This is a genomic window from Serratia sp. Nf2 (genome assembly GCF_003028435.1).
Taxonomy (GTDB): domain Bacteria; phylum Pseudomonadota; class Gammaproteobacteria; order Enterobacterales; family Enterobacteriaceae; genus Serratia; species Serratia marcescens_L.
This window is the reverse complement of record NZ_PYTW01000012.1, coordinates 136,749-157,212: the sequence shown is the minus strand read 5'-3', so window position 1 is coordinate 157,212 and position 20,464 is coordinate 136,749. Positions and strand designations below refer to the sequence as shown.

Here is a 20,464-nt window from a genome sequence, read left to right as displayed (position 1 = left end):
GGTGGTAAATTTACTACCGATTAAGAAGCAATAAATAACCTATTATTAACTTTTATTTAACGTATCGGCATCATTTGGATGGCGTGAAAGCATAAAAAAATGCCGGCGCAGAGGCCGGCATTGAAGCATTTAATCGATGTGTGAACAAGATCACCTTTAAGGCGGATTACAGCACGCCCTGCGCCAGCATGGCGTCCGCGACCTTGACGAAACCGGCGATATTCGCGCCGTGCACGTAGTGGGTTTGCTTGCCTTCGCCGCCGTATTCCACGCAGGCGTGGTGAATATCGGCCATGATATGTTGTAAACGTACATCCACTTTCTCTGCCCGCCAGCCGATGCGCGCGGCGTTTTGCGCCATCTCCAGCCCCGAGGTGGCCACCCCGCCGGCGTTGGCCGCCTTGCCCGGCGCGAACAGTACGCCGGCGTCGAGGAAGGCGTCGGTGGCCTGGATGGTGGTCGGCATGTTGGCGCCTTCCGCGACCGCCTTCACTCCGTTGCGGATCAGCGTCTGCGCCGCCTCGAGATCCAGTTCGTTCTGGGTGGCGCACGGCAGGGCGATATCCACCGGCACGTTCCACGGCTGCTGGCCGGCCAGATAGGTCAGGCCGCGTTCGCGGGCATAGTCCGCCACCCGGCCATAACGCTGGTTTTTGATCTCCGCCAGGTGCGCCAGCTTCTCGGTGGTGAAGCCGTCTTCGTCCACCAGGGTGCCGCCGGAATCCGACACGGTGATCACGCGCGCATCCAGTTCCAGCGCTTTCTCGATGGTGTACTGCGCCACGTTGCCGGAGCCGGATACCGCCACCCGCATGCCCTCAAAGCCCAGGCCGTGGCGCTGCAGCATGGCGTCGGTGAAGTACACCAGACCATAGCCGGTCGCCTCGGGGCGGATCAGGCTGCCGCCGAAGGAGAGGCCCTTACCGGTAAATACGCAGGCGGTATTGTTGGACAGTTTTTTCATCATGCCGGCCATAAAGCCGACTTCGCGGCCGCCGACGCCGATATCGCCGGCCGGCACGTCGGTGTCCGGCCCCAGATGGCGGTACAGCTCGGTCATCAGCGCCTGGCAGAAGCGCATGATCTCGCCCTGGCTTTTACCCTTGGGATCGAAATCGGAACCGCCTTTGCCGCCGCCCATCGGCAGGGTGGTCAACGCGTTCTTGAAGGTCTGCTCAAAACCGAGGAACTTCAGGATCGACAGGTTTACCGACGGGTGGAAGCGCATGCCGCCCTTGTAGGGGCCGATGGCCGAGTTGAACTGTACGCGGAAGGCGCGGTTGACCTGCACCTGGCCGCGATCGTCCACCCAGCTGACGCGGAACTGAATGACGCGCTCGGGCTCCACCAGGCGCTCCAGCAGCGCCTGTTCGCGATAGCGCGGGTTGCGTTCGATAAACGGCCACAGCGAGGTGAATACTTCGCGCACCGCCTGCAAATATTCCGGCTGGTGGGGGTTATGGCGTTGTAACGAGGACAGGAAAGACTCTACCGATACGGCATATTCCATGGATAACTCCTTTTCGCATTAAATTTCCCCCGCTATTTCTTATAGATATGGGTATAGGCGATGCCCGGGGGAGGATGTTGTGTCTTTAGCGACTATATCATCGGAGGGCGGTTGATTATCAAGCGATTAATCGGCATGGCGGCATGAAAAACGCCCGCAGGGCGCGGGCGTTGGGCAATTAAGTTAGCAAGTGCTTACTTTATTCGTCTTCTTCATCGCGCAGCGGCACGATCAGCATATCGATGTGCACGGTATTGATCAGCTGGCGAGCGGAAGACATCAGCTTGCTCCAGAAGTCCTGGTGGTGGCCGCACAGCACCAGGTCCATGTCGTATTTCTTGATGGCATCGACCAATACCTGCGCCAGATCGCCGCTGCCGCTCAGGGTCTCGGTGATCGGGTAGCCGGCGTTCTGCGACAGTTCGGTCAGCGCCTGATGGGTTTCCTCGGAGATGCGTTTTTGCATGTCGCCGAGATTGACGTCGATAAGGCCGGTATAGAGGTCGGAATAGTTGACATCGACGTGGATCAGAGAAACTTTAGCGTTGTACGGCCGCGCCATCGAGACGGCTTTTTCTACCAGGATCTTGCTTTCCGGGGATAGGTCCACCGCGATCAGTATGTGTTTGTAAGCCATAAGAATACTCCTTCCATAAACATGCCGATTAAAAAGGGTTAGCAGGCGTTCCGTTTACCCGCCTGGCGCTTTTGGTTCCATAGTATCATTCGGATAACGCAATGATATGTTGGGGCGATCACACTGCGCCGCATCGAAAATCTCTCCGCCCGATACCTTTCGTTGTACACCCGCGCGGCGTAAAAGCCTATGGGTTATGCGGATGCTGACGGTCTGACCGCTTGAATTATAAGCGTTATTAAACAAAGTATAGCGCTAAATGTGCAATCAGCGCTCCAGATGCGGCTGCAGCAGGCTTTCAAACCACTCATGAAACACCGCCAGGCGGCGCGATCGCTGGCGGCGATGGGGGTAGATCAGGGCGATCGGCATGGAGGCGGCGCGGTAACCGGGCAGGACTTCTACCAGTTCACCGGCGTCGAGCAGGTGTTGCACGTCGTAGCGCGGGATCTGCATCAGCCCCAGCCCGGCGCGGCAGCAGGCGATGTAGCTTTCGGCGTTGTTGACCACCACCCGGCTGGGCAGTTCGAGCCGTTGCGTATGGCCGTCGTCGGTCAGGTATTCCCAAGGGGACTCACGGCCGGTTTTGGGCGAGGCGTAGCCGATGCTCCAGTGCCCCTCGACGAGATCGCCGGGCTGGCGCGGATGGCCGAATTCGCTCAGGTAGGCGGGGCTGGCGCAGTTGATCAGCGCGATATGGCCGAGCGGGCGCATCACCAGGCTGCTGTCGTGCAGATCGCCGACGCGCACCGCGCAGTCGACCCCTTCCTGGACCAGATCGATGGCGCGATCGGCGGAGCCGAGCACCAGCTGCAGATGAGGGTGGCGCCGCAGCAGGCCGGGCAGCGCCGGGGCGATCATCCGGCGGGCGATGCGGCTCGGCACGTCGACGCTGAGCCGGCCGGAGGCCTGGCGCTGGCTGGCCTGAAATGACTGATCGATGTCTTCCACCTCGGCCAGCAGCGGGCGCAGCCGCTCGAGCAGTTGTTCGCCGTCGGCGGTCAGCCGCACCTGCCGCGTGGTGCGGTGCAGCAGGCGCACGCCCAGCTGCGTTTCGAGTTGTTGCACGGCGGCGGATACCGAGGCGCGCGGTATCTCCAGCGCATGGGCCGCCCGGATAAAGCTGCCCATTTCCGCCACCTGTACGAATACGCGGTATTGATTGAATCTGTCCATTGGTGCGCCTGTATTGTCCTTGTTGTCGTTTAATGTCTTCCAGCGGAGTTATCCGGAAAACCCTCCTTGTTCCAGGAAGGCTTGCTCCTGCTCAGTCGTATCGCGCAGCAGCAGCCGATTGCGATGCGGGAAACGACCGAAACGGCGGATGATATCGCGGTGCTCCTCGGCATGCGCACGTTCGGCCGACCCCAGTTGAGAGTTTAGCGCTACGGACAGATCCTGATCGGCGAGATTTTCCGAGTGGGCGAACGGCAGGCAAAAAAACAGGCGCAACGCCGGCTCGACGGCCTGCATGTAGCTCGCCGTAACGGCGATGCGGGCGAAGCGGCGTGCCAGCGGATCGGTGGCGTACATGTGGGCGGTATTGCGAAAAGCATTGCGTGGAAATTGGTCGAGCAGGATTATCAGCGCCAGCGCACTTTCCGGCGCTTTGAGCCAGTCGTCACGTTCACGCCGGGCCGCCGCCAGATGCAGGCCCAAAAAGCGTGTACGAAAATGTTGGTCGAAGCGCAGATCCTGCCGGAACCATTGACCGGCGCCGGCGTCTCGCCAAAACCGAATCATCTCATCGGCCGTTTGATTATCGGCCGCGAGCGCATCGCTGCGCCGGCGGAAAAAGGTCTGCATGCCAGTCATTCCTTCTTCGTTTTGGTCGGCGCATTGCCCAAAATCATCGATGTGCCGGCGTAAATGCCGCCGGACACTTCCATCGCCAAACGTTCGGCGTCCTTGCGCCGTAGTTCGGCCATCAGGTCCGTAGCGGTTTCCGGATCGGTGCCCAATGCCATGACGGCCTCATGCCCGAAAGACATGGCGGACTCGAAGGTGGCGCGAATTTGGTAATCCACGTCTGCCTTGATCAAAGCGATGGCATGTTCGCGATCGTAAGCGCGAGCCAGCACGCGGGCTTGTGGGAAATGGCTTTTGGCGTGTTCGACAATCTGCGTGGCAGCGAGCGGATCGTCAAGGCAAACCAAGATGGCGCGGGCGTGATCGGCACCTGCCGCATGCAGCACATCTATGCGTGCGCCGTCGCCATAGTAAACCTTGAAGCCGAATTCTTGCGCGTCGCGGGCAACCTGGGGTTCGTGGTCGATGATGGCGATATCGGCGCCCATCGCCAAAACGTGCTGGCTGACTATCTGGCCAAAGCGGCCGAATCCGACGATCAGCACGCTGTTGGTCAAGCCTGCGGGCTGTTCAGCGCCGTCCAACGAGGCGCCGGACGAGGCGCGCAGCCGTTGGTGAATCAGCACCACCAGCGGTGTCAACGCCATCGACAGCACCACGACGGCCGTCATGTTGGCGTTGGTTTCCGCTGGCAGCACATGGTTGGCCAGCGCGGCGGCGAACAGCACAAAAGCGAATTCTCCCCCTTGTGCCATGAGCACGGCACGGTCGAGAGCATCGCCGTGCGAGCTTCTCGCCAACCGCGCCACGCAGTAGATGCACAGGCCTTTGATCAACATCATCGCCAGCACGCCGCTGACGATCAGCGGCCAGTTGCGCGCCACCACGGCCAGATCGAGCGACATGCCGACGCCGAGGAAGAACAACCCCAACAGCAAACCGCGAAAGGGCTCAATGTCGGCTTCGAGTTGATGGCGGAACGTCGATTCCGACAGCAGCACGCCGGCCAAAAAGGCGCCCATGGCCATGGAGAGGCCACCCAGTTGCATCAGCAAAGCGGCGCCGAGCACCACCAGCAGCGCGGCTGCGGTCATCACTTCGCGCGCTTTGGCGTTCGCCAGAATGCGAAACAGCGGGTTCAGCAGCCAGATGCCGGCCGCCACCAGCGCGGCCAGCGCACCGGCGGCGATGGCGATGCCGCCCCAGGCGGAACTGGATACCGGCGTTGATGAATCGGCCGGCGAGAGGAACGCCACCAGCGCCAGCAGCGGGACAATCATCAGATCTTCAAACAGCAATACGGCGACGATTTTCTGCCCGCGCGGGCTGGCGATGTCGCCGCGCTCGCCCAACAGCTGCATGACGATGGCGGTAGACGTCAGCACGAACCCCATGCCGCAAACGAACGAGATGGCCAGTGAAAAACCGAAGACCACGCCGATGGCGGTGAGCAGCAGCCCGCAGCTCAACACCTGCAGGCTGCCCAGGCCGAAAATGTCGCGCCGCATGTTCCACAGATGAGAAGGCCGCATCTCCAGGCCGATGACGAAGAGAAACATCACCACCCCAAGCTCGGCGGTGTGCAGGATGGTCTGCGCGTCGTTGAACAAACCGAAGCCGAACGGCCCAATCGCCAAACCGGCGGCCAGATAACCCAGCACCGAACCCAGCCCCAACCGTTTGAACAGCGGCACGGCCACCACCGCGGCGCCCAGTAGCGTCACTACGTTGAGCAGATCGCCGGCGCTTTCAGACATGAACGAGGCGCCAGAATACCAGCGCGGCGATGGCGGCGGGGATCGCGAACACCAGCAGCAGGATCGGCAATTCTGCCCGCACGCTGTAGCCCGCGTGGGCGACGCCCACCCACATATTGACTCCTGCGATCAGCAGCCAGGCCGGCACGAAAATTTTGGCCGCCAGCGCCATACCCGCCGCGCTGGCGCCCCAGAGCCAGCCAAACAGCACGAACACTCCCAGGAGAACCACGCCTCCACCAATAACCATCAGCATGTGCATTGCAATATCCTCTACGCTGCGCTTTCTGGCTGGGGCGGTGCCAGACGCGCCGCCCCCATTCAGCGTTATTTGGTGGTGTAGCCGCCGTTGATCAGGATGGTTTGGCCGGTTATCCACCAGCCGTCGCTGACCAGGTGGCGAACGAACGGCACCACATCCTGGATGTCGGTCAGGCCGGTTTTACTGAACGGTGACAACGCGGCTGCGCTTTGGTGATACGCCACTGCATCGGCGCCTTCGGCCGGATAGAAGAACGGCGTATCCATTGGGCCCGGGCCGATGGCGGTCACGGAGATGCCGCGTTCACCGAACTCTTTGGCGGCGGCGCGGGTGAAGTGTTCCACCGGCGCCTTGGTGCCGGCGTACGCGGCGTAAAACGGCGTAAAGGCGCCGAGCAGCGAAGTGACCAGCGTGCAGATTTTACCGTTGTCGTTGAGATGCTTGCCCGCCTCTTTCAGGAAGAAGAACGCGCTTTTGGCGTTGACCGCCGTCATCTCGTCGTACTCGGCTTCGCTGATGTCGACCATGGGTTTTTTCAGCACTTTGCCGACGGTATTGATGGCGATATCCGGCTTGCCGACGGCGGCGACCGCATCGGCGAACAGCTTCTCGACGGCGTCCGCGGTGGTCAGATCGGCCTGCAGTGCGACGCCTTGCGCCCCGGCGGCCTGGATGGCGGCGACGGTCTTATCCGCCTCGGCTTTGGAGGCGGCGCTGTTGTAGTGGATCACCACCGCTTTGGCGCCTTGTTCCGCTAAATCGCGTGCGATCAGCCCACCGAGATTTTTGGCGCCGCCGGCGATCAGGACGGTTTTTCCTTTGATTGAATGATTGGCCATAACAGTTTCCTTGGGTGCGGGTGAATGTAACGGAAACTTGAGTCTAACCAGCGTTGGGCGAAAGATCAGCGGCGTGGGGCGGGATAGACTATCCAGGAAAAACGACTAATTGCAGACGGACGGTTATCACTTATAACGGCCCGGTGGGTGACTTCCCGGCGCGTGGCGGTAAATTTTATCCACTGATCAGGCCAGTTTGCGTTTCATTAACCTACAATGATGGATATGGGCCTCATCATTTCCCCTCTGAGTGGAACCTCGCTGTGCAAATCTCTCTGTGCGGTGCGGTAACGTCTCCGGAGGCGGTGGGTTATGGGCGTGGCCCGTGCAGGCAAAAAAGGGGATGAGAGCGGTAAGCTCCAGCAGAGTATCGGGTAATGAGGTAGGGCGGTTGGACCCGGCGGATGGCCGAGGATAACAACGCCTTGAGGGGGCAATCATGATCAGTACCGTCGCGCTGTTTTGGGCCTTATGTGTGGTGTGTGTGGTAAACATGGTGCGGTATTACTCTTCTCTGCGCGCGCTGCTGGTGGTATTGCGCGGCTGTGACCCGTTGCTGTACCAATACGTCGACGGCGGCGGTTTCTTCACCGCCCACGGGCAACCCAGCAAGCAGCTGAGGCTGGTGCGCTATATCTTTGCGCAGCGCTATGTCGAGCACCACGATCCGGAGTTTATTCGCCGCTGCGAGCGGGTGCGCGGGCAGTTTATGCTGACTTCGGCCCTGTGCGGCCTGGTGGTCATCAGCCTGATAGCGCTGATGATCTGGTATTAATGCCTTTCTGTTTCCCTTGATGCAGGCAAAAAAAAAGGCGGCCCTGCGGCCGCCTTTCTCATGCTTATCGCTTTTATCGCTTAGATCAGCTTCAACGCAACCCAATACAGCGCACCGGAAAGCAGAATCGAGATTGGCAGGGTCAGTACCCAGGCCAACAGGATGTTCTTCACGGTTTTGCTCTGCACGCCGCCGCCGTCCACGATCATCGTCCCGGCAACCGCCGAAGAGAGGACGTGGGTGGTGGAGACCGGCATGCCGGTATAACTCGCCACGCCGATCGACAGCGCCGCGGTCATCTGGGCCGATACGCCCTGGGCATACGTCATGCCTTTCTTGCCGATCTTCTCGCCGATGGTGGTGGCTACGCGTTTCCAGCCCACCATAGTACCGAGCGACAGTGCCAGCGCGACGGCGACGATGATCCACATCGGCGCGTACTCGACGGTCTGCAGCAGATCCTGACGCAGGTTCTTCAGGAAGCGCTGGTCGGCGGATGAGGTTTCCGGCAGCTTGGCGACTTTATCCGCCGTGTCGGTTACGCACATCAGCAGGCGGCGCAGGTGGCTGCGCTGGTCAACCGTCAGCTGATCGTAGCTCTGCAGGTTGGTCAGCATGCCCTGAGCCAGCTCGATCGCCGGCATGGCGCGCGAACTGTCGCAGTGGAACTCGGCCGGCTTGTTAGGCGCGGCTTCGTCATCCGGGCTTGGCACCAGCGGCGTCAGCGACACCGCATGCGACAGCGCGTCGCCGTGCTGCTGGTAATATTGCTGCAGGTGGGCCACGGCATCACGCGTACGGGTGATGTCATAACCGGTTGCATTCATATTGACCACGAAGCCGGCCGGCGCAACGCCGATCAGCACCAGCATGATAAGGCCGATGCCTTTCTGGCCGTCGTTGGCGCCGTGCGAGAAGCTGACGCCAATCGCCGACAGGATCAGTGCGATACGGGTCCAGAACGGCGGCTTGCGTTTGCCGTCGACCTTTTCACGTTCCGCAGGGGTCATGTGGATACGCTGGCGTTTCTTGGTGCCACTCCAATAGCGGCGCAAGGCGAACACCATCACTCCCGCCACCATCATGCCGACCAGCGGCGAGAACAGCAGAGAAAGGAAAATGCCAATCATTTTCGGGACGTTAAGCGCATCCACCACCGAAGTGTGGGTCATCAGGGCGTTGGTTAAACCGACACCGATGATTGCGCCTATCAGCGTATGGGAACTGGAGGCCGGCAGACCGAAATACCAGGTGCCGAGGTTCCAGATGATTGCCGCCAACAGCATGGAGAAGACCATGGCTAATCCGTGTGCTGAACTGACGTTCAACAACAGATCGGTAGGCAGCAAATGGACGATGGCGTAAGCAACACTCAAACCGCCGAGCATTACGCCAAGAAAGTTGAACAAACCTGCCATCACGACCGCAAGTTGCGAGCGCATGGCGCGGGTATAAATAACTGTAGCGACCGCATTGGCCGTATCATGAAAACCGTTGATGGCTTCATAAAACAACACGAACAACAATGCGAGAATTAACATCAGGCCGGTATGGAAATCCAGGCCAGCGAACAAATGCAGCATAAGCGTTACGCCAGTTTGTGGACATGAACGCCGCGCATTATCAGTGACAACCGGGGCCGGGGAAAAGGAAAATATGACGTTTTTTTGATTTGGACATGACGAAACGATGACGCGCCTATAACAAAAATATGGAATATCAACGCGTTAATCTCCTCTGACCTCTGTAATATTTTCTTACTATGGCGTTGGCGACGCCGGGGCTTTACAATCTGCCGCCGTGAATTTGGCGGTGACCGGCGGCGAAACGGCGTAATATGGCGCTCTTTTGTCGCGATTGTGGTTTTGATAAGTGAGGCTCAGGTGGAACAGTTTGATGTCGTAGTGATTGGGGCGGGCGCCGCCGGCATGTTTTGCGCCGCGCAGGCGGGGCAACTCGGTTGCCGCGTGTTGCTGCTCGACAACGGCAAAAAACCGGGCCGCAAGATCCTGATGTCCGGCGGCGGGCGCTGCAACTTTACCAATATGTACGCCGAGCCGGCGGCCTATCTGTCGAACAACCCGCACTTCTGCAAGTCGGCGTTGGCGCGCTACACCCAGTGGGACTTCATCGATCTGATCAACCGCTACGGCATCGCCTACCATGAAAAAACGCTGGGGCAGCTGTTCTGCGACGACTCGGCGCAGCAGGTGGTGGATCTGCTGGTCAAAGAGTGCGAGCTGGGCCAGGTGACGATGCGCCTGCGCAGCGAAGTGCTGGGCGTGGAGAAAACCGAACATGGCTACTCGCTGGCGCTGAATGGTGAAAAAGTGAGTGCTCGCTCACTTGTGGTGGCCAGCGGCGGATTGTCCATGCCGGGGCTGGGCGCTTCGCCGTTCGGTTACAAACTGGCGGAGCAGTTCGGCCTCAAGGTGCTGCCGACGCGCGCCGGGCTGGTGCCTTTTACCCTGCATAAGCCGCTGCTGGAGCATGTGCAGACGCTGTCCGGCGTCTCGGTGCCGGCGGTGATCACCGCCGAGAACGGTGTCAGCTTCCGTGAAAGCATCCTGTTTACCCATCGCGGCCTGTCCGGCCCGGCGGTGCTGCAGCTGTCCAGCTACTGGCAACCGGGTGAGTATGTGAGCGTTAACTTACTTCCTGAGCTGGATTTGGCGGCCTTCCTGGATGATCAACGCCGAGAGCACCCGAACCAAAGCCTGAAAAACACCCTGGCGCTGCAATTGCCGAAGCGGCTGGTGGAGTGCTTGCAGACCCTGGGACAACTGCCGGAGGCCACGCTGAAGCAGCTGAATGCGCCGCAGCAGGCGGCGCTGGTGGATCTGTTGCAGAACTGGCGCGTGCAGCCGAACGGCACCGAAGGCTACCGCACGGCGGAAGTGACGCTCGGTGGCGTCGACACCAGTGAACTTTCCTCCAAGACGATGGAGGCCCACAAGGCGCCGGGGCTCTACTTCATCGGCGAAGTGGTGGATGTGACCGGGTGGTTGGGCGGTTACAACTTCCAGTGGGCGTGGAGCTCGGCCTGGGCCTGCGCCCAGGCGCTGGCGGCACAGGGGCGTTAAAACCTGCTCAGCCTTGAAACGTGCCGGGTCACATTGACCCGGCCTTGAGCTGATTCATTAATTTCATTTTAGTGTCGCCGTCGAGAAAACTCGCCTCCAGCGCCTGTCGGTTGCTGCGGTTAAAATCGTCATCCTGCCAGCCGAAGGCGTCATGCAACAGCTGGTACTCCTTGTTCAGCGTGGTATCGGCGACGGTGCGCGCATCGGTATTCACGTTCAGCCGCACTCCCATTCTTTTCAGCCGGTCTATCGGGTGACTGTCGATGCTGTCGAACAGATTGCAGACGAGATTGCAGCTGGGGCAGATCTCGAGCAGGACGCCGGTGGCTATCAGGCGCTCGATAAGCGCAGCATCCTCGATGCTCCTGACGCCGTGGCCGATGCGCGACACCTGCAGCCTATCCAGCGTTTCCCGTACGCTGTCGGCGCCCTTCGCCTCGCCGGCGTGGGCGATGACGTTGCCGCCGGCTTCGCGCACCGCCCGAAAGGCCGCTATGTGATTGGCCAGCGGGTAACGCGCTTCGTCGGCGGCCAAATCCAGCGCGACCACGCCGCGGCCCAGATAGTTAATCACGAGCCCGGCGGTTTGCAGGCTGGCGGCCGCATCGAAATGCCGCAGCGTGCACAGGATCAGCCCGGCGGCGACGCCGTAAGTTTGCGCGGCGTCATGCATCGCGGCGAGCACCGTCTCGACCACCGCTTCACCGCTTAATCCCATCCGGGTATGCAGCAGCGGGGCAAAGCGCACTTCCGCATAGATGACGTTATCTGTCGCCAGCTGCGCGAACAAGTCATCGACGGCCAGCGCTATCGCCTGGCGCGTCTGCAAGAGGTCTATTTGCGGCGCGATCTTGCTTAAAAAGTCCCCCAGATCGGCGCATCGCTTCGGCGCGATAAATTGCCGATTAAAGGCCGTTCTGGTTAATTGCGGGTCGATCTTTTTGACATAGTGGTAGCTCAAGCACGTATCTAAATGGACGTGTAATTCCACTTTTTTTAATTTGCTCGGATCGAAATTCATGGCAGCCACCTCTTTCATTCGCGGTGAGATAACAGTGAGAACAGTTTTTCTTTAAACAGGCCGGGTTTAATGCGGGTAATCACGCGCGCATTGGCCGGTTCGCCGGTCAGGTGGGTGGAATCAATGACGTAATGGCCGTAAGACCGTTCACTTTTATATTCTACCCAGGAATACGCCTCCAGACTGGTCTCGACAATGTCCGGGTAGAGCGCCACCGCCATGGTGGTCGGATCGGGCAAATCAAAGCCTTTACGCTCGGTGCGCCCGGCGTTGAACGCCATCAGCGTGCGGTTGCAGCGCACGGCAAAGCGCCCCAGATCGCTGAGATCATTCAATCGTGCTATATCGCGTTGGTCGATAAATGCTTCCCCCATGCCGATTTCCCAGCCGACAAGGGTGAGTGGCAGCCCGGCAGTGAGCACCACATGCGCGGCTTCGGCGTCGACGTAAAAATTAAATTCGGCCAGCGGAGTGATATTGCCGGGCGTCAGCCCGGAACCGCCCATGACATAAACCCTTTTCACTTGTTCGGCCAGCGCGGGCGCTTTCAGCACCGCCATCGCAAGATTGGTCAGCGGCCCGAGGGTGACGATTTCCAGCTCGCCATTGAGCCGTGCGGCGCAGTCGATGATGGCGTCTACGGCATGAATGGGTGCGGCGGTCAGCTGTGGATCGGGCAAGGCCATGTCGCCCATGCCGTCTTCACCGTGAATGTGGTGCGAGTGATAACGCGTTCGGAACAGCGGTTTCGCCATGCCGGCATAAACCGGGGGCGTATAGGTTCCCGCTTTTTCCACGCAGATAAGCGCATTTTTGACGCATTGTTCAAGCGGGCAGTTGCCTGCGACCGTGGTGATCGCTTCCACCCTCACGTCAGGCTCGCGCAACGCCATCAGCAGGGCGACGGCATCGTCGGAGGCGGTATCGGTATCTATCAAAATATGTCGCATATCAATCTCCCCTGGTTGGTCTTCAGGAGAACATACCCACGCGGCTTAGGGTGAAAAAGGTCAGATGTCCTGTTTCTTTCTGAAGCGCCCCGGCTATTCTGGGCGCAGCCGAAAAGATAGGATGCAAGACGTTAACGGATAAGCCCTGGGAGTGAATCGCCGTGAAAACTGTCGGTGACAGCAAGCTAAAAGAAGCGTTTATCGAAGCTCACGATCTGCGAACGGCGCTTTCGCCCCCGCTGCTGGCCGCCTTGCGCTTGGTCAGGGTCGAGGCCGGTGAATACCTGGTGACGCAAAGCGATCGGTTGACCCACCTGTTTTTTCTCGTGCAGGGAAAATTGCAGGTTGAGAATTACGATGTGAACGGCATGCACATCGTCTTTTCCTTCGAAACGGATTTCTCCGTGATAGGCGATCTGGAGCTGTTCTCCCAGGCGCAGCGGGCGGTGTTCAGCACCGTACAGGCGGTCACGGACGCGCTGATCTTCACGCTGCCTATCGAGGTCATCAAAGAGCGGGCCATGCACGATCCTGTTTTCCTCGCCTTTATGTGCCGCCAGTTGAGCGACAAGCTGCTTAACGCTTCATTGCTGCATGCGAGCGGCGGCTTAACGGCAGAATATAAGCTGCGCAAATTTTTGTTATTTAAAATAAAGCAGGAAGGCGTGCAGATTCAGCTCGAAAACAGGGAGTTGTTGGCGGGCAGATTAGGGATCTCCGTCAGGCAACTGAGCCGCGCGCTGGCGCGGCTCGCGGCGGACGGTATTATTCAGTTTAAAAACAAATCGCTACGGGTGGTGGATAGCCAACGGCTGGCCGACATCAACGGGAGTGCCAGGATCTAGCCGATCGCCGGCCCCTTAAGCTCTATGCGGTTGCCGTCCGGATCGTTGAAGTAAATCGACGGCCCGTCGCCTTCCGCGCCGTAGCGAGATTCAGCGGGATCGACGGCGATCCCTTGCGATCGCAGATAGGTCAACAGCTCGTCTTCGTTGAAAGGATCGATGCGCAGGCAGAGGTGATCGACATTTTGCCGGTGAGGATCGGGCGCGTCGCCGCCTTTTTTTCCAAGCTGGCCGTTAACGTCGACCAGATCAATCATGGCCGCCCCGGCGCGCAGGTGCACCAGCCCCAAATCGGGCCGCCGTTTGGCGATGTCGCAACCCAGCGTCTGGGTATAGAACCGCAGGCTTTTTTCCGCATCGCGCACGCGTAACACCACATGATCGATAGTCTTCAGGCTGAAAGGGGGCATGATTTTCTCCCAGAATCGCTGCGTTACTCATCAGCATAATCGGCAACGCCCGATTTATCCTGTTTTCGCCCCCTATTGCTGCCAGAGCTGCCGCTTATCGCAGAGTTGCCACGATCTCTTCCAACGCCGCGCGCTGCGCCTCGCCGAGCGCGCTTTCCGTCGCTGCATTCTCCGCCAGCAGGGTTTGCAGGCCGATCAGCCAATCATAGATATAAAACGCGGTATTTTTGGTCGGCGTCGGCGCCAGCCGGGTTAGCCGCTGCTGGCCGCTCCAGTCCACCGCCGGCTGCGGCGGCGGGGTAAAGATCGGCTGGCCGGGATTGACGCGGCTCTCGGGGCGCGTTGCCGCATCGCGCCGCTGGAAGCCGAGCCAGGCGACGAAGTCGCCCAGTAGCGCCAGCGCCTGGCTGATTTGCCGATCTTCGCTCTGTTCCGGCAGGCCCCCGGCGCACAGCGCGCGTTCCAGCTCATCATTGAGCTGCAGGCGACAGGCGGCGCCGATCAGCGCATCGACCAGCAGTTCCAGATGCGGCTTTTCGACGCCGAGCAGCTCCAGCAACCGGCGGCTGTCCGGCAGGCTGCGCAGATGGTTGATCCAATCTGCGAATACCCGCGCGGCAAAGGATGACCCGGGGGACTCACCGGGCGCCGGGGTTTCCGGTGCGCCGAACAGATCGATATCGAGCCCGAACGGCGCAGGCGTCGCCGCCGGGGCCGGTACGGCGTGCTGCTGTTGCTGATAAAGTTGGCGCAACGTATCGCGCTGGGGCAACAGCCGCTCCAGCAGTTCGCCGTGGCGGCCGGCCTGCGCCTGCAGCGCGCGCAGCAGCTGTTGGCCGCGTTGCTGCGCCGCGTGTGGATCGGCGGCGGTGAGCCAGTTGCCGAGCAGGCTTTCCGTCAGTTCGCGCTGCAACTCTTCGCGCTGTTCGAGCAGGCGCGCTTGCTTCTGGACCGGGCGCGCCTGGGCGGCCAGGTAGCTCACCATGCGGCGGCAATCCTGTTCATCCAGCGCTAGCAGCGTGGCCCAGCTGTCGCCGGGCTCGCCGACCTGGCGCTGTACGGCGTCGTCGGGACGCGCTTTGCCTTCCCCGCGTTGATCGAACGGTGTGATCGCCCAGATCAGGCCAGGCTTGCGGCGCTGGCGCAGCGTCGGGGTTTCCCCCTGAGTCTGGTTGACCCAGTTGGCGAGCGCCTGGCCGATGCGGGCGGCATCCTGCGGCGTGGCGGCCGCATCGGCCACCAGCAGCAGGTTGGCGTGCAGGCCGTCTGCGCAGCGGGTCAGCAAATGGGCGCGTTTCGCCTGTTGCAGCCGCTGCGTTGGTTCCGCCTGCGGGCAGGCGTGGCTGCCGGGCAGGTCGATCAGCGCCACGTCGGCGGGCAGGCCCGCCTGCGCCGTTTGCGGCAGAACGGTGGTGACTTCGGCGGTCAGCCAGATCAGATCGCTCAGCGCGATCTCCCGTTCACCGCCGTGTTCGGCCATCACGACGATCGTCGCGTTTTCCGCTGCGGCGCTCGCGGTCAGCAGCGGCAAGACGCGGTGCGGGGCATGAACCTGTCGGCTGCCGCCGAGGGCATGCAGCGTGTGTGCCAACTGGCGATAACGCGCCGTCAGCGTTGTTTCCTCTCCCCACAGCGGCGCAAACAGGCGCGCGCGATCGTCAATGCTCAACTGCGGCGCCAGCGCCACGGCCTGCGGCCAGAAATGCCTGTCCAGCGTCTGTTGCCCCTTGTCGCCGTGGCGGCGTTGGCTATCCCACAGCGTCAGCACATCGCTGTCGCTGAGGCCGTCGAGGGCGACGGCTTGGCGGTGGCGTGCCAACGCTTGCAGGTGGCTGGCGATCGCGCGGGCGTCCCAGTCCAGCCGGAAGCCGCCCATCGCGGCGGCATCGAGCGTGATGGCCAGCCACTGCGCTTCATCGAGCAGCGCGAGGGCGAGAGGATACTCGGCGCACGGCGACGGCGCGGCGGCGCAGTAACGCACCGCCAGCGCGGCGTCTGCGTGCAGCCTTTCTGCGCCGGGGGCCAGCGCCGCCAGCAGGTGGGCCTTGGCGGTGGCGTTGTGGCCGTACAGGCCGATAGCGACCTGCTCAGGTTGCGCATTCGCCAATTGCAGCGCGCGGTTATGGCAACGGCGCAGGCGCAGCGTCAGGCGATCCGCCTCCTGTTCCAAACGGGTGGACTGCCGGCGTGCGGCGTCCACCCAGGCGATCGCCTGCAGAATGCCGGTGCTGAGTGCGTGGTTCGGGGCCGATTGGGCGGTAGTGGTGGCTTTCATCGTGGGTAAATGCTCCCGCTGTCTATCCAGTAGTGGGTCGCGCCGGAGGCGCTGGCAGCCAGGGTATTGAGTTTCAGTTGCAGGTGGTGCGCCGGGACGGGGCTGCCGTCGGCCAACAACGCCTGCGCGATCTTGACGCTTTCTGCGCCCTGTTCGGCGCTGGCGGTAATAGCCAGCCGCAGGGTGATCACCGCATCGCCGGCCAGTTTGCGCGCCAGCTGGGCGTCATTGATGGTCAGCGTATAGAGCGGCGAGGCCGGCCAGCGCTCGTTGTCCAGTTGGCGGAAGCCCAGGCGCAGCGGGCCGCGCAGCTGGAAGCTGCCGGCGGGGTCGAGCGCGAAGTCGGCGCGATCCAGATCGATGTCGCGGTAATAGACGTTATCGTCCGCCAGCATGTTATTGCCGTCCAGCATGCCCAGATGGCGAATGGTGGAGTAGGGCTGGAAATCGCCGACGTTGAAGTAAAAGCTCTCCAGCCGCAGGTCGATCGCCAGCAGGCACAGCATGGCGCCCACCGCGGCGGTGGATTTCGGGTTGTCGATGCGGCCGCGTTTGTTGAACGGGTACCAGCTGCGGGTGTGGTAGCCCTCGAGCGGCAGAATGCGGCTGGCGGGCAGCGGTTGCAGATGGCGCAGCAGCGCCTGCACGCCGGGGAAACGCGCCGGGCGGCCGGTCAACAGCAGCACGTCGCAGGTATACAGCGCCACCACCTCGGCCAGCAGGCGCAGGCAGCGGCCGATGCCGATGCGATCGGACAAGAAGGCGGCGTGCAGGTCGGCCAGGCGGATCACCAGCGGGGTGTGCAGAATATTGAAGGCGTCGCTGTCGGCTTCGCGCTGCACTTCGCCGTTGATAAACGCCAGCACCTGCGGCGTCGGCGGCTGCGGCAGCAGATCGCCGAGGCTGGCGGCGATTTCCGCCCGGCTGTCCAGCGGATCGTATTCTTCATAGGCGCCGAGCAGCGCGCGTCCGGCGGGCATGAAAATCTGCAGCGCGGCCTGCTGACGTAGGGTGGAAAGCCCGTCCATGCGCCCTTCGTTGCCGAACAGTTTGTCCATCAGCGCCGCGGCGGCGCTCACGCCGGCGGCTTCGAACGCCTGCTGCACGGCGGGCAGGATAAACTGCTGGATGGCGTCCAGCAGGATGTCGTCGCCGGCGACTTTAAAGCCCTCGCGGAACAGCAGGCGCGGGTTGATTTTGATGTTGTTGCCCACGCCGTCGTCGAGCGAATAGTGCGTGATCGCCAGATCGGTGGTGCCGCCGCCGATGTCGATGGAGGCGATGCGCAGCGTTTTACCCGCCTGCTCGTCCGGCGCCAGCGGCCGGTCTGGCCGGGCCATGGCGGCGAAAAAGGCGTCGGTGCGGCCGGCGAAGTTCACCTGGGTTTCGTTGTACAGATAGACCATCTGGCCGCAGGTGGCCTCGTCCCACTCCATCTGCACCTGCGGCACCGGGAAGTGGGCGTGCGCGCCGTCGAACGGCGCATCCTGCGGGTGCCAGCCGAGGGCCTTCCACACCAGCCCGATCGCCTCCTGCATGCGGCGGCGGAAGATCTCGCGCTCCGGCTTCGGCATGGCCGAAGGCAGCGTCAGAATGATGGCGCGCAAACGGCGCGGCGCGGCGGCGTTCGGCATGCGGCTGCGTTGGGCGATGCCGTTGATCTGCATCAGCGCCTGCGCCAACAGCTCGCTCAGCATCAGCGTCATCACCGCGCTGCGGCTGTAATGGGCGGCGAACACCGGCAGCCGTTGCGCCGTCGGCAGGGTGGACAGCGGCACGCCTTCGTCGTTGATGAGGGTGGTCAACGGTGCGGCGGCGGCCATCGGCTCGTGCCGCTCGTTGAAGCGCCAGCCGGGCGCATAGCGCTCCTCGTCCCACAGGTAGCGGCGCGGGCTGGAAATGCCGGTAGTGCCTTCATGGCCTGTTCGCCGCTGCGCCAATTGCGCGGCTTCGCGGCCGACGCGGGTGATGGAGGGCCACTGGAAGGCGTCGTCGCGCCCGCTCTGGAACGACAGATGCGGCTTGCCGAAGCTGACCTGAGAAAACTCGACCCGGCTCTCGAACAGTTCGTTGTAGACGCGGTGCGGTTCGGACAGCGAGCGCAGCTGCAGCTCGTAGGTTTGCTTCAGGCCGTTGCTCTCTTCCGGGTGGTCTTCGACCAGCACGCCGCAGGTGTGAGAATTGCCGACGTCCAGCACCAGATCGACGTCGATCGCCGGTTGCTGCAGCGTCGCCGCCACCATCTTTATCTGCGGCACCGCGAGCTGGTGGCCGAGCATGTGCAGCAGGTTGAGGTAGTGCGCCTGATACTCGAAGGTTTTCAGCCCGGCGTTGATCTCCACTTCGGCGCGCTGCTCCCGCTCGGCGGCGCGCTGGCTGAACGCCTCGCGCAGCCAGCCGTCTACCCAGGTCAGATCGAGAAATTCGCCCAGCTCGTGGTTGCGGTGCGCCAGCGCGAAGTTCAGTCCGGTGCCGAGATCGCTTTCGCCCGGCGCCAGCGCCTCCTGGCCGGGCGCGGCGGCACGGGTGTCGAAGGCCAGCACCACGCGCAGCAGGTTGCCGTCCTGATCCGGTTCATCCAACTGCACCACCTGCAGGCGCGCCCAGTTGTCCGGGCCCGACAAAAACAGGCCCGCCGGGGTGTGGCGCAAGAAGGGCAGCGGCAGCCAGAGCTTATCCAGCAGGCGCAGCGACTGCTGCAGCGGATAGCTGAACTCCGGCCGCACCACTTCGGCGGCCTGGTCGCTCACGGCCGGCAGCTGGTATTTGCCGCTCTCGGCCTCCCATTGCAGGCGCAGCAGCGGGCCGCTGGCGGTCTTGCGCACGAATTTGCCGGGAAACTCGGCGTCCAGCAGCGGCGTCAGGGCAAAGTCCAGAAACTGAATGCCGCTGTCCTGAATCAGCGTAATGCCGTGTTTGTAGTCCGTAAGGGGTGCCAGCATCATTTACTCTCGCGCTTGAACGTCATGGGATAGGTGGTGTCCGCATCGTAGCGGCCGGTGCACTCCGCCGCGCCGGTTTCGCCCTGGCGGCAAACGATCTCCGGGATCTGGTAGCGGCTGCCGTCGCTGCAGCGCGCCTTGGTGCGGCTGTTGATCACCAGATTGCCGGACTGCATCAGCCCGGCTTCGACCGCCACCCGGCAGCTGACGCCGTCGCCGTAGGCGATGATGGCGTTGCCTTTGCCTGCGTTCAGGCGGTATTGCAGGCTGGGGCGTTTGCCGGTGATCGGATCTTTCAGCGCCACCGTGGCGCGCCATTTGCCGTTAAGGAAACGGGTGGAGCCGGCCTTCACCGCCTCGGGCGGCAGCACCAGCGCATTTTTGTCCGCCGGCTGCGGGATGACCGGCGCCGATGGCGGCGGCATCAGCGTCGCGTGCGCCAGCGGCAAACGCAGCTTAGGCAACGGCGCGGCGGTTTTTTCCGGCGGCGCCGGATGCTGCACCTCAGTCGGCATCGCCGGTTGCGGCGGTGGTGAGCGATGCAGCCAGGCGGCCAGCGCCGCACTGCCTAGCAGCAGTACGGGCAACAGCCACAGCGCGTGGCGCCGGCGTGGGCGAACGGCGGCAGGGGATTCGATAGGCGCTGCCGGGGCAGGCACCGGTTCGGACTCGGCGGCCGGGGCCGGTTTTACCGGTTCGACAATGGCCGGTTTACGCGGAGCGGCGGCGATCGGCGCCGGTTTTTCCACTTCGACTTTCACCTCTGCTTCGATCGGGCGCAGGCAGGCCAACGGATCGTCCGGGCTCTGCGCCTGCGGCTTGATAAAGCCCCAGAAGGTCAGCACCGGCCGGTCGTCCACCAGATAAACGTGGTTGGGATCGGGCATGTGCATCGCTTTGGCCAGCAGCGCGCCGAACAGGCGATGGCTGGGGTGATCGGTCGCCTGGGCCTGTTCCGTCAGGCTGCGGAAGGTCGTCAGGCAGTGTTCCAGGTGGCGCACCGCCTGCGCGCGCTGGGCGTCGCTCGCCGCTAGCCAGGAGGTGACTTTGCCGGGGAAGGGCGCATACCAGTCGATGCGGGTGCCGCTTTCGTTCGGTTGGGGGATCGCCAGACAGTCGGCGGCCTGCTGCTGCCGGCGAAGACGCAGGGTTTCCCGCAGCTGCTGCGCACAGGCGTAAACCGGTTGCCCGTTTTCGCCTAAAGCCAGCACATCATCCAAACTGCCACTGCGTAAGAAGGGTTTCACCACGGCACCGCACCTTGTCCTGTTCTGCAAAAACGCATAAAAGTCCATGATACCCCGCAGGCCGAGCCGCCAAACGGCCAAGGACAGCCCGAAAAACGCCCT

The 20,464-nt window shown here is 62.1% G+C and carries 17 protein-coding genes; 3 read left to right on the top strand and 14 right to left on the bottom strand.

Annotated features, from left to right (window positions below):
• Nucleotides 1–166: 166 nt before the first annotated feature.
• From gdhA to C9411_RS23000, 7 genes are all read right to left on the bottom strand, one after another.
• Complete coding sequence (gene gdhA / locus C9411_RS23030) at nt 167–1,510, bottom strand: NADP-specific glutamate dehydrogenase (RefSeq protein WP_033649380.1); 1,344 nt, start codon at nt 1,508–1,510, stop codon at nt 167–169.
• A 199-nt stretch (nt 1,511–1,709) separates the two neighbouring features.
• Complete coding sequence (gene uspA, locus C9411_RS23025) at nt 1,710–2,147, bottom strand: universal stress protein UspA (RefSeq protein ID WP_004930988.1); 438 nt, start codon at nt 2,145–2,147, stop codon at nt 1,710–1,712.
• A 267-nt stretch (nt 2,148–2,414) separates the two neighbouring features.
• Nucleotides 2,415–3,323, bottom strand: a complete 909-nt coding sequence (locus C9411_RS23020; protein WP_063991750.1) for a LysR family transcriptional regulator — start codon at nt 3,321–3,323, stop codon at nt 2,415–2,417.
• A 48-nt stretch (nt 3,324–3,371) separates the two neighbouring features.
• Nucleotides 3,372–3,953: a DUF924 family protein gene (locus C9411_RS23015; RefSeq protein WP_197817126.1), complete on the bottom strand. Its 582-nt coding sequence runs from the start codon at nt 3,951–3,953 to the stop codon at nt 3,372–3,374.
• Between the two features lie 5 nt (nt 3,954–3,958).
• Nucleotides 3,959–5,713: a monovalent cation:proton antiporter-2 (CPA2) family protein gene (locus C9411_RS23010; RefSeq protein ID WP_107227999.1), complete on the bottom strand. Its 1,755-nt coding sequence runs from the start codon at nt 5,711–5,713 to the stop codon at nt 3,959–3,961.
• Nucleotides 5,706–5,975, bottom strand: a complete 270-nt coding sequence (locus tag C9411_RS23005) for a hypothetical protein (protein ID WP_063991747.1) — start codon at nt 5,973–5,975, stop codon at nt 5,706–5,708. The genes C9411_RS23010 and C9411_RS23005 overlap by 8 nt, the downstream gene beginning before the upstream one ends.
• A 65-nt stretch (nt 5,976–6,040) precedes the next feature.
• Nucleotides 6,041–6,814, bottom strand: coding sequence for an SDR family oxidoreductase (locus tag C9411_RS23000; RefSeq protein WP_107227998.1), 774 nt, complete (start codon nt 6,812–6,814; stop codon nt 6,041–6,043).
• Nucleotides 6,815–7,253: 439 nt separating this feature from the next.
• Between C9411_RS23000 and uspB the strand changes: the two genes are divergently transcribed.
• Nucleotides 7,254–7,589: a universal stress protein UspB gene (uspB, locus tag C9411_RS22995; RefSeq protein WP_016930435.1), complete on the top strand. Its 336-nt coding sequence runs from the start codon at nt 7,254–7,256 to the stop codon at nt 7,587–7,589.
• 80 nt (nt 7,590–7,669) lie between these two features.
• On the opposite strand, the gene pitA is transcribed toward uspB, so the two are convergent.
• Nucleotides 7,670–9,172: an inorganic phosphate transporter PitA gene (pitA, locus tag C9411_RS22990; RefSeq protein WP_063991745.1), complete on the bottom strand. Its 1,503-nt coding sequence runs from the start codon at nt 9,170–9,172 to the stop codon at nt 7,670–7,672.
• Between the two features lie 300 nt (nt 9,173–9,472).
• Here pitA and C9411_RS22985 point away from each other — a divergent pair, with 300 nt between their 5' ends.
• Entirely contained in the window at nt 9,473–10,672 is a 1,200-nt protein-coding gene (locus tag C9411_RS22985; RefSeq protein WP_107227997.1) for an NAD(P)/FAD-dependent oxidoreductase, read from the top strand.
• A gap of 28 nt (nt 10,673–10,700) precedes the next feature.
• On the opposite strand, the gene add is transcribed toward C9411_RS22985, so the two are convergent.
• Both add and C9411_RS22975 read right to left on the bottom strand, forming a co-directional pair.
• Nucleotides 10,701–11,693 (bottom strand): adenosine deaminase, encoded by a 993-nt coding sequence (add, locus tag C9411_RS22980; protein WP_063991770.1) that lies wholly within the window; start codon nt 11,691–11,693, stop codon nt 10,701–10,703.
• A gap of 14 nt (nt 11,694–11,707) precedes the next feature.
• Nucleotides 11,708–12,643, bottom strand: a complete 936-nt coding sequence (locus tag C9411_RS22975; protein WP_107227996.1) for a nucleoside hydrolase — start codon at nt 12,641–12,643, stop codon at nt 11,708–11,710.
• Nucleotides 12,644–12,804: 161 nt separating this feature from the next.
• Here C9411_RS22975 and C9411_RS22970 point away from each other — a divergent pair, with 161 nt between their 5' ends.
• The gene (locus C9411_RS22970; RefSeq protein ID WP_063991742.1) at nt 12,805–13,488 is read left to right on the top strand and encodes a Crp/Fnr family transcriptional regulator; all 684 of its coding nucleotides are present in this window, start codon (nt 12,805–12,807) and stop codon (nt 13,486–13,488) included.
• Here C9411_RS22970 and C9411_RS22965 read toward each other — a convergent pair.
• The 4 genes from C9411_RS22965 to C9411_RS22950 form a co-directional block, all read right to left on the bottom strand.
• Nucleotides 13,485–13,898, bottom strand: coding sequence for a VOC family protein (locus C9411_RS22965; RefSeq protein ID WP_063991741.1), 414 nt, complete (start codon nt 13,896–13,898; stop codon nt 13,485–13,487). The two genes, C9411_RS22970 and C9411_RS22965, sit on opposite strands and share 4 nt — an antisense overlap.
• Before the next feature lie 94 nt (nt 13,899–13,992).
• Nucleotides 13,993–16,173 carry a virulence factor SrfC family protein gene (locus C9411_RS22960; protein WP_107227995.1) on the bottom strand — a complete coding sequence of 727 codons (2,181 nt, stop codon included), beginning with the start codon at nt 16,171–16,173 and terminating at the stop codon, nt 13,993–13,995.
• Nucleotides 16,170–19,115, bottom strand: coding sequence for a virulence factor SrfB (locus tag C9411_RS22955; RefSeq protein ID WP_199200148.1), 2,946 nt, complete (start codon nt 19,113–19,115; stop codon nt 16,170–16,172). The genes C9411_RS22960 and C9411_RS22955 overlap by 4 nt, the downstream gene beginning before the upstream one ends.
• Nucleotides 19,115–20,365: an SrfA family protein gene (locus C9411_RS22950; protein ID WP_107227993.1), complete on the bottom strand. Its 1,251-nt coding sequence runs from the start codon at nt 20,363–20,365 to the stop codon at nt 19,115–19,117. The genes C9411_RS22955 and C9411_RS22950 overlap by 1 nt, the downstream gene beginning before the upstream one ends.
• Nucleotides 20,366–20,464: the final 99 nt, after the last annotated feature.

What these genes read in the sequence shown, in the direction of transcription:
- uspA (WP_004930988.1), bottom strand. Translation starts at nt 2,147, where the DNA reads ATGGCTTACAAACACATACTGATCGCGGTGGACCTATCCCCGGAAAGC.
- C9411_RS23005 (WP_063991747.1), bottom strand. Translation starts at nt 5,975, where the DNA reads ATGCACATGCTGATGGTTATTGGTGGAGGCGTGGTTCTCCTGGGAGTG.
- uspB (WP_016930435.1), top strand. Translation starts at nt 7,254, where the DNA reads ATGATCAGTACCGTCGCGCTGTTTTGGGCCTTATGTGTGGTGTGTGTG.
- C9411_RS22960 (WP_107227995.1), bottom strand. Translation starts at nt 16,173, where the DNA reads ATGAAAGCCACCACTACCGCCCAATCGGCCCCGAACCACGCACTCAGC.
- C9411_RS23015 (WP_197817126.1), bottom strand. Translation starts at nt 3,953, where the DNA reads ATGCAGACCTTTTTCCGCCGGCGCAGCGATGCGCTCGCGGCCGATAAT.
- C9411_RS22965 (WP_063991741.1), bottom strand. Translation starts at nt 13,898, where the DNA reads ATGCCCCCTTTCAGCCTGAAGACTATCGATCATGTGGTGTTACGCGTG.
- C9411_RS23000 (WP_107227998.1), bottom strand. Translation starts at nt 6,814, where the DNA reads ATGGCCAATCATTCAATCAAAGGAAAAACCGTCCTGATCGCCGGCGGC.
- C9411_RS23010 (WP_107227999.1), bottom strand. Translation starts at nt 5,713, where the DNA reads ATGTCTGAAAGCGCCGGCGATCTGCTCAACGTAGTGACGCTACTGGGC.
- C9411_RS22955 (WP_199200148.1), bottom strand. Translation starts at nt 19,115, where the DNA reads ATGCTGGCACCCCTTACGGACTACAAACACGGCATTACGCTGATTCAG.
- C9411_RS22975 (WP_107227996.1), bottom strand. Translation starts at nt 12,643, where the DNA reads ATGCGACATATTTTGATAGATACCGATACCGCCTCCGACGATGCCGTC.
- pitA (WP_063991745.1), bottom strand. Translation starts at nt 9,172, where the DNA reads ATGCTGCATTTGTTCGCTGGCCTGGATTTCCATACCGGCCTGATGTTA.
- gdhA (WP_033649380.1), bottom strand. Translation starts at nt 1,510, where the DNA reads ATGGAATATGCCGTATCGGTAGAGTCTTTCCTGTCCTCGTTACAACGC.
- add (WP_063991770.1), bottom strand. Translation starts at nt 11,693, where the DNA reads ATGAATTTCGATCCGAGCAAATTAAAAAAAGTGGAATTACACGTCCAT.
- C9411_RS23020 (WP_063991750.1), bottom strand. Translation starts at nt 3,323, where the DNA reads ATGGACAGATTCAATCAATACCGCGTATTCGTACAGGTGGCGGAAATG.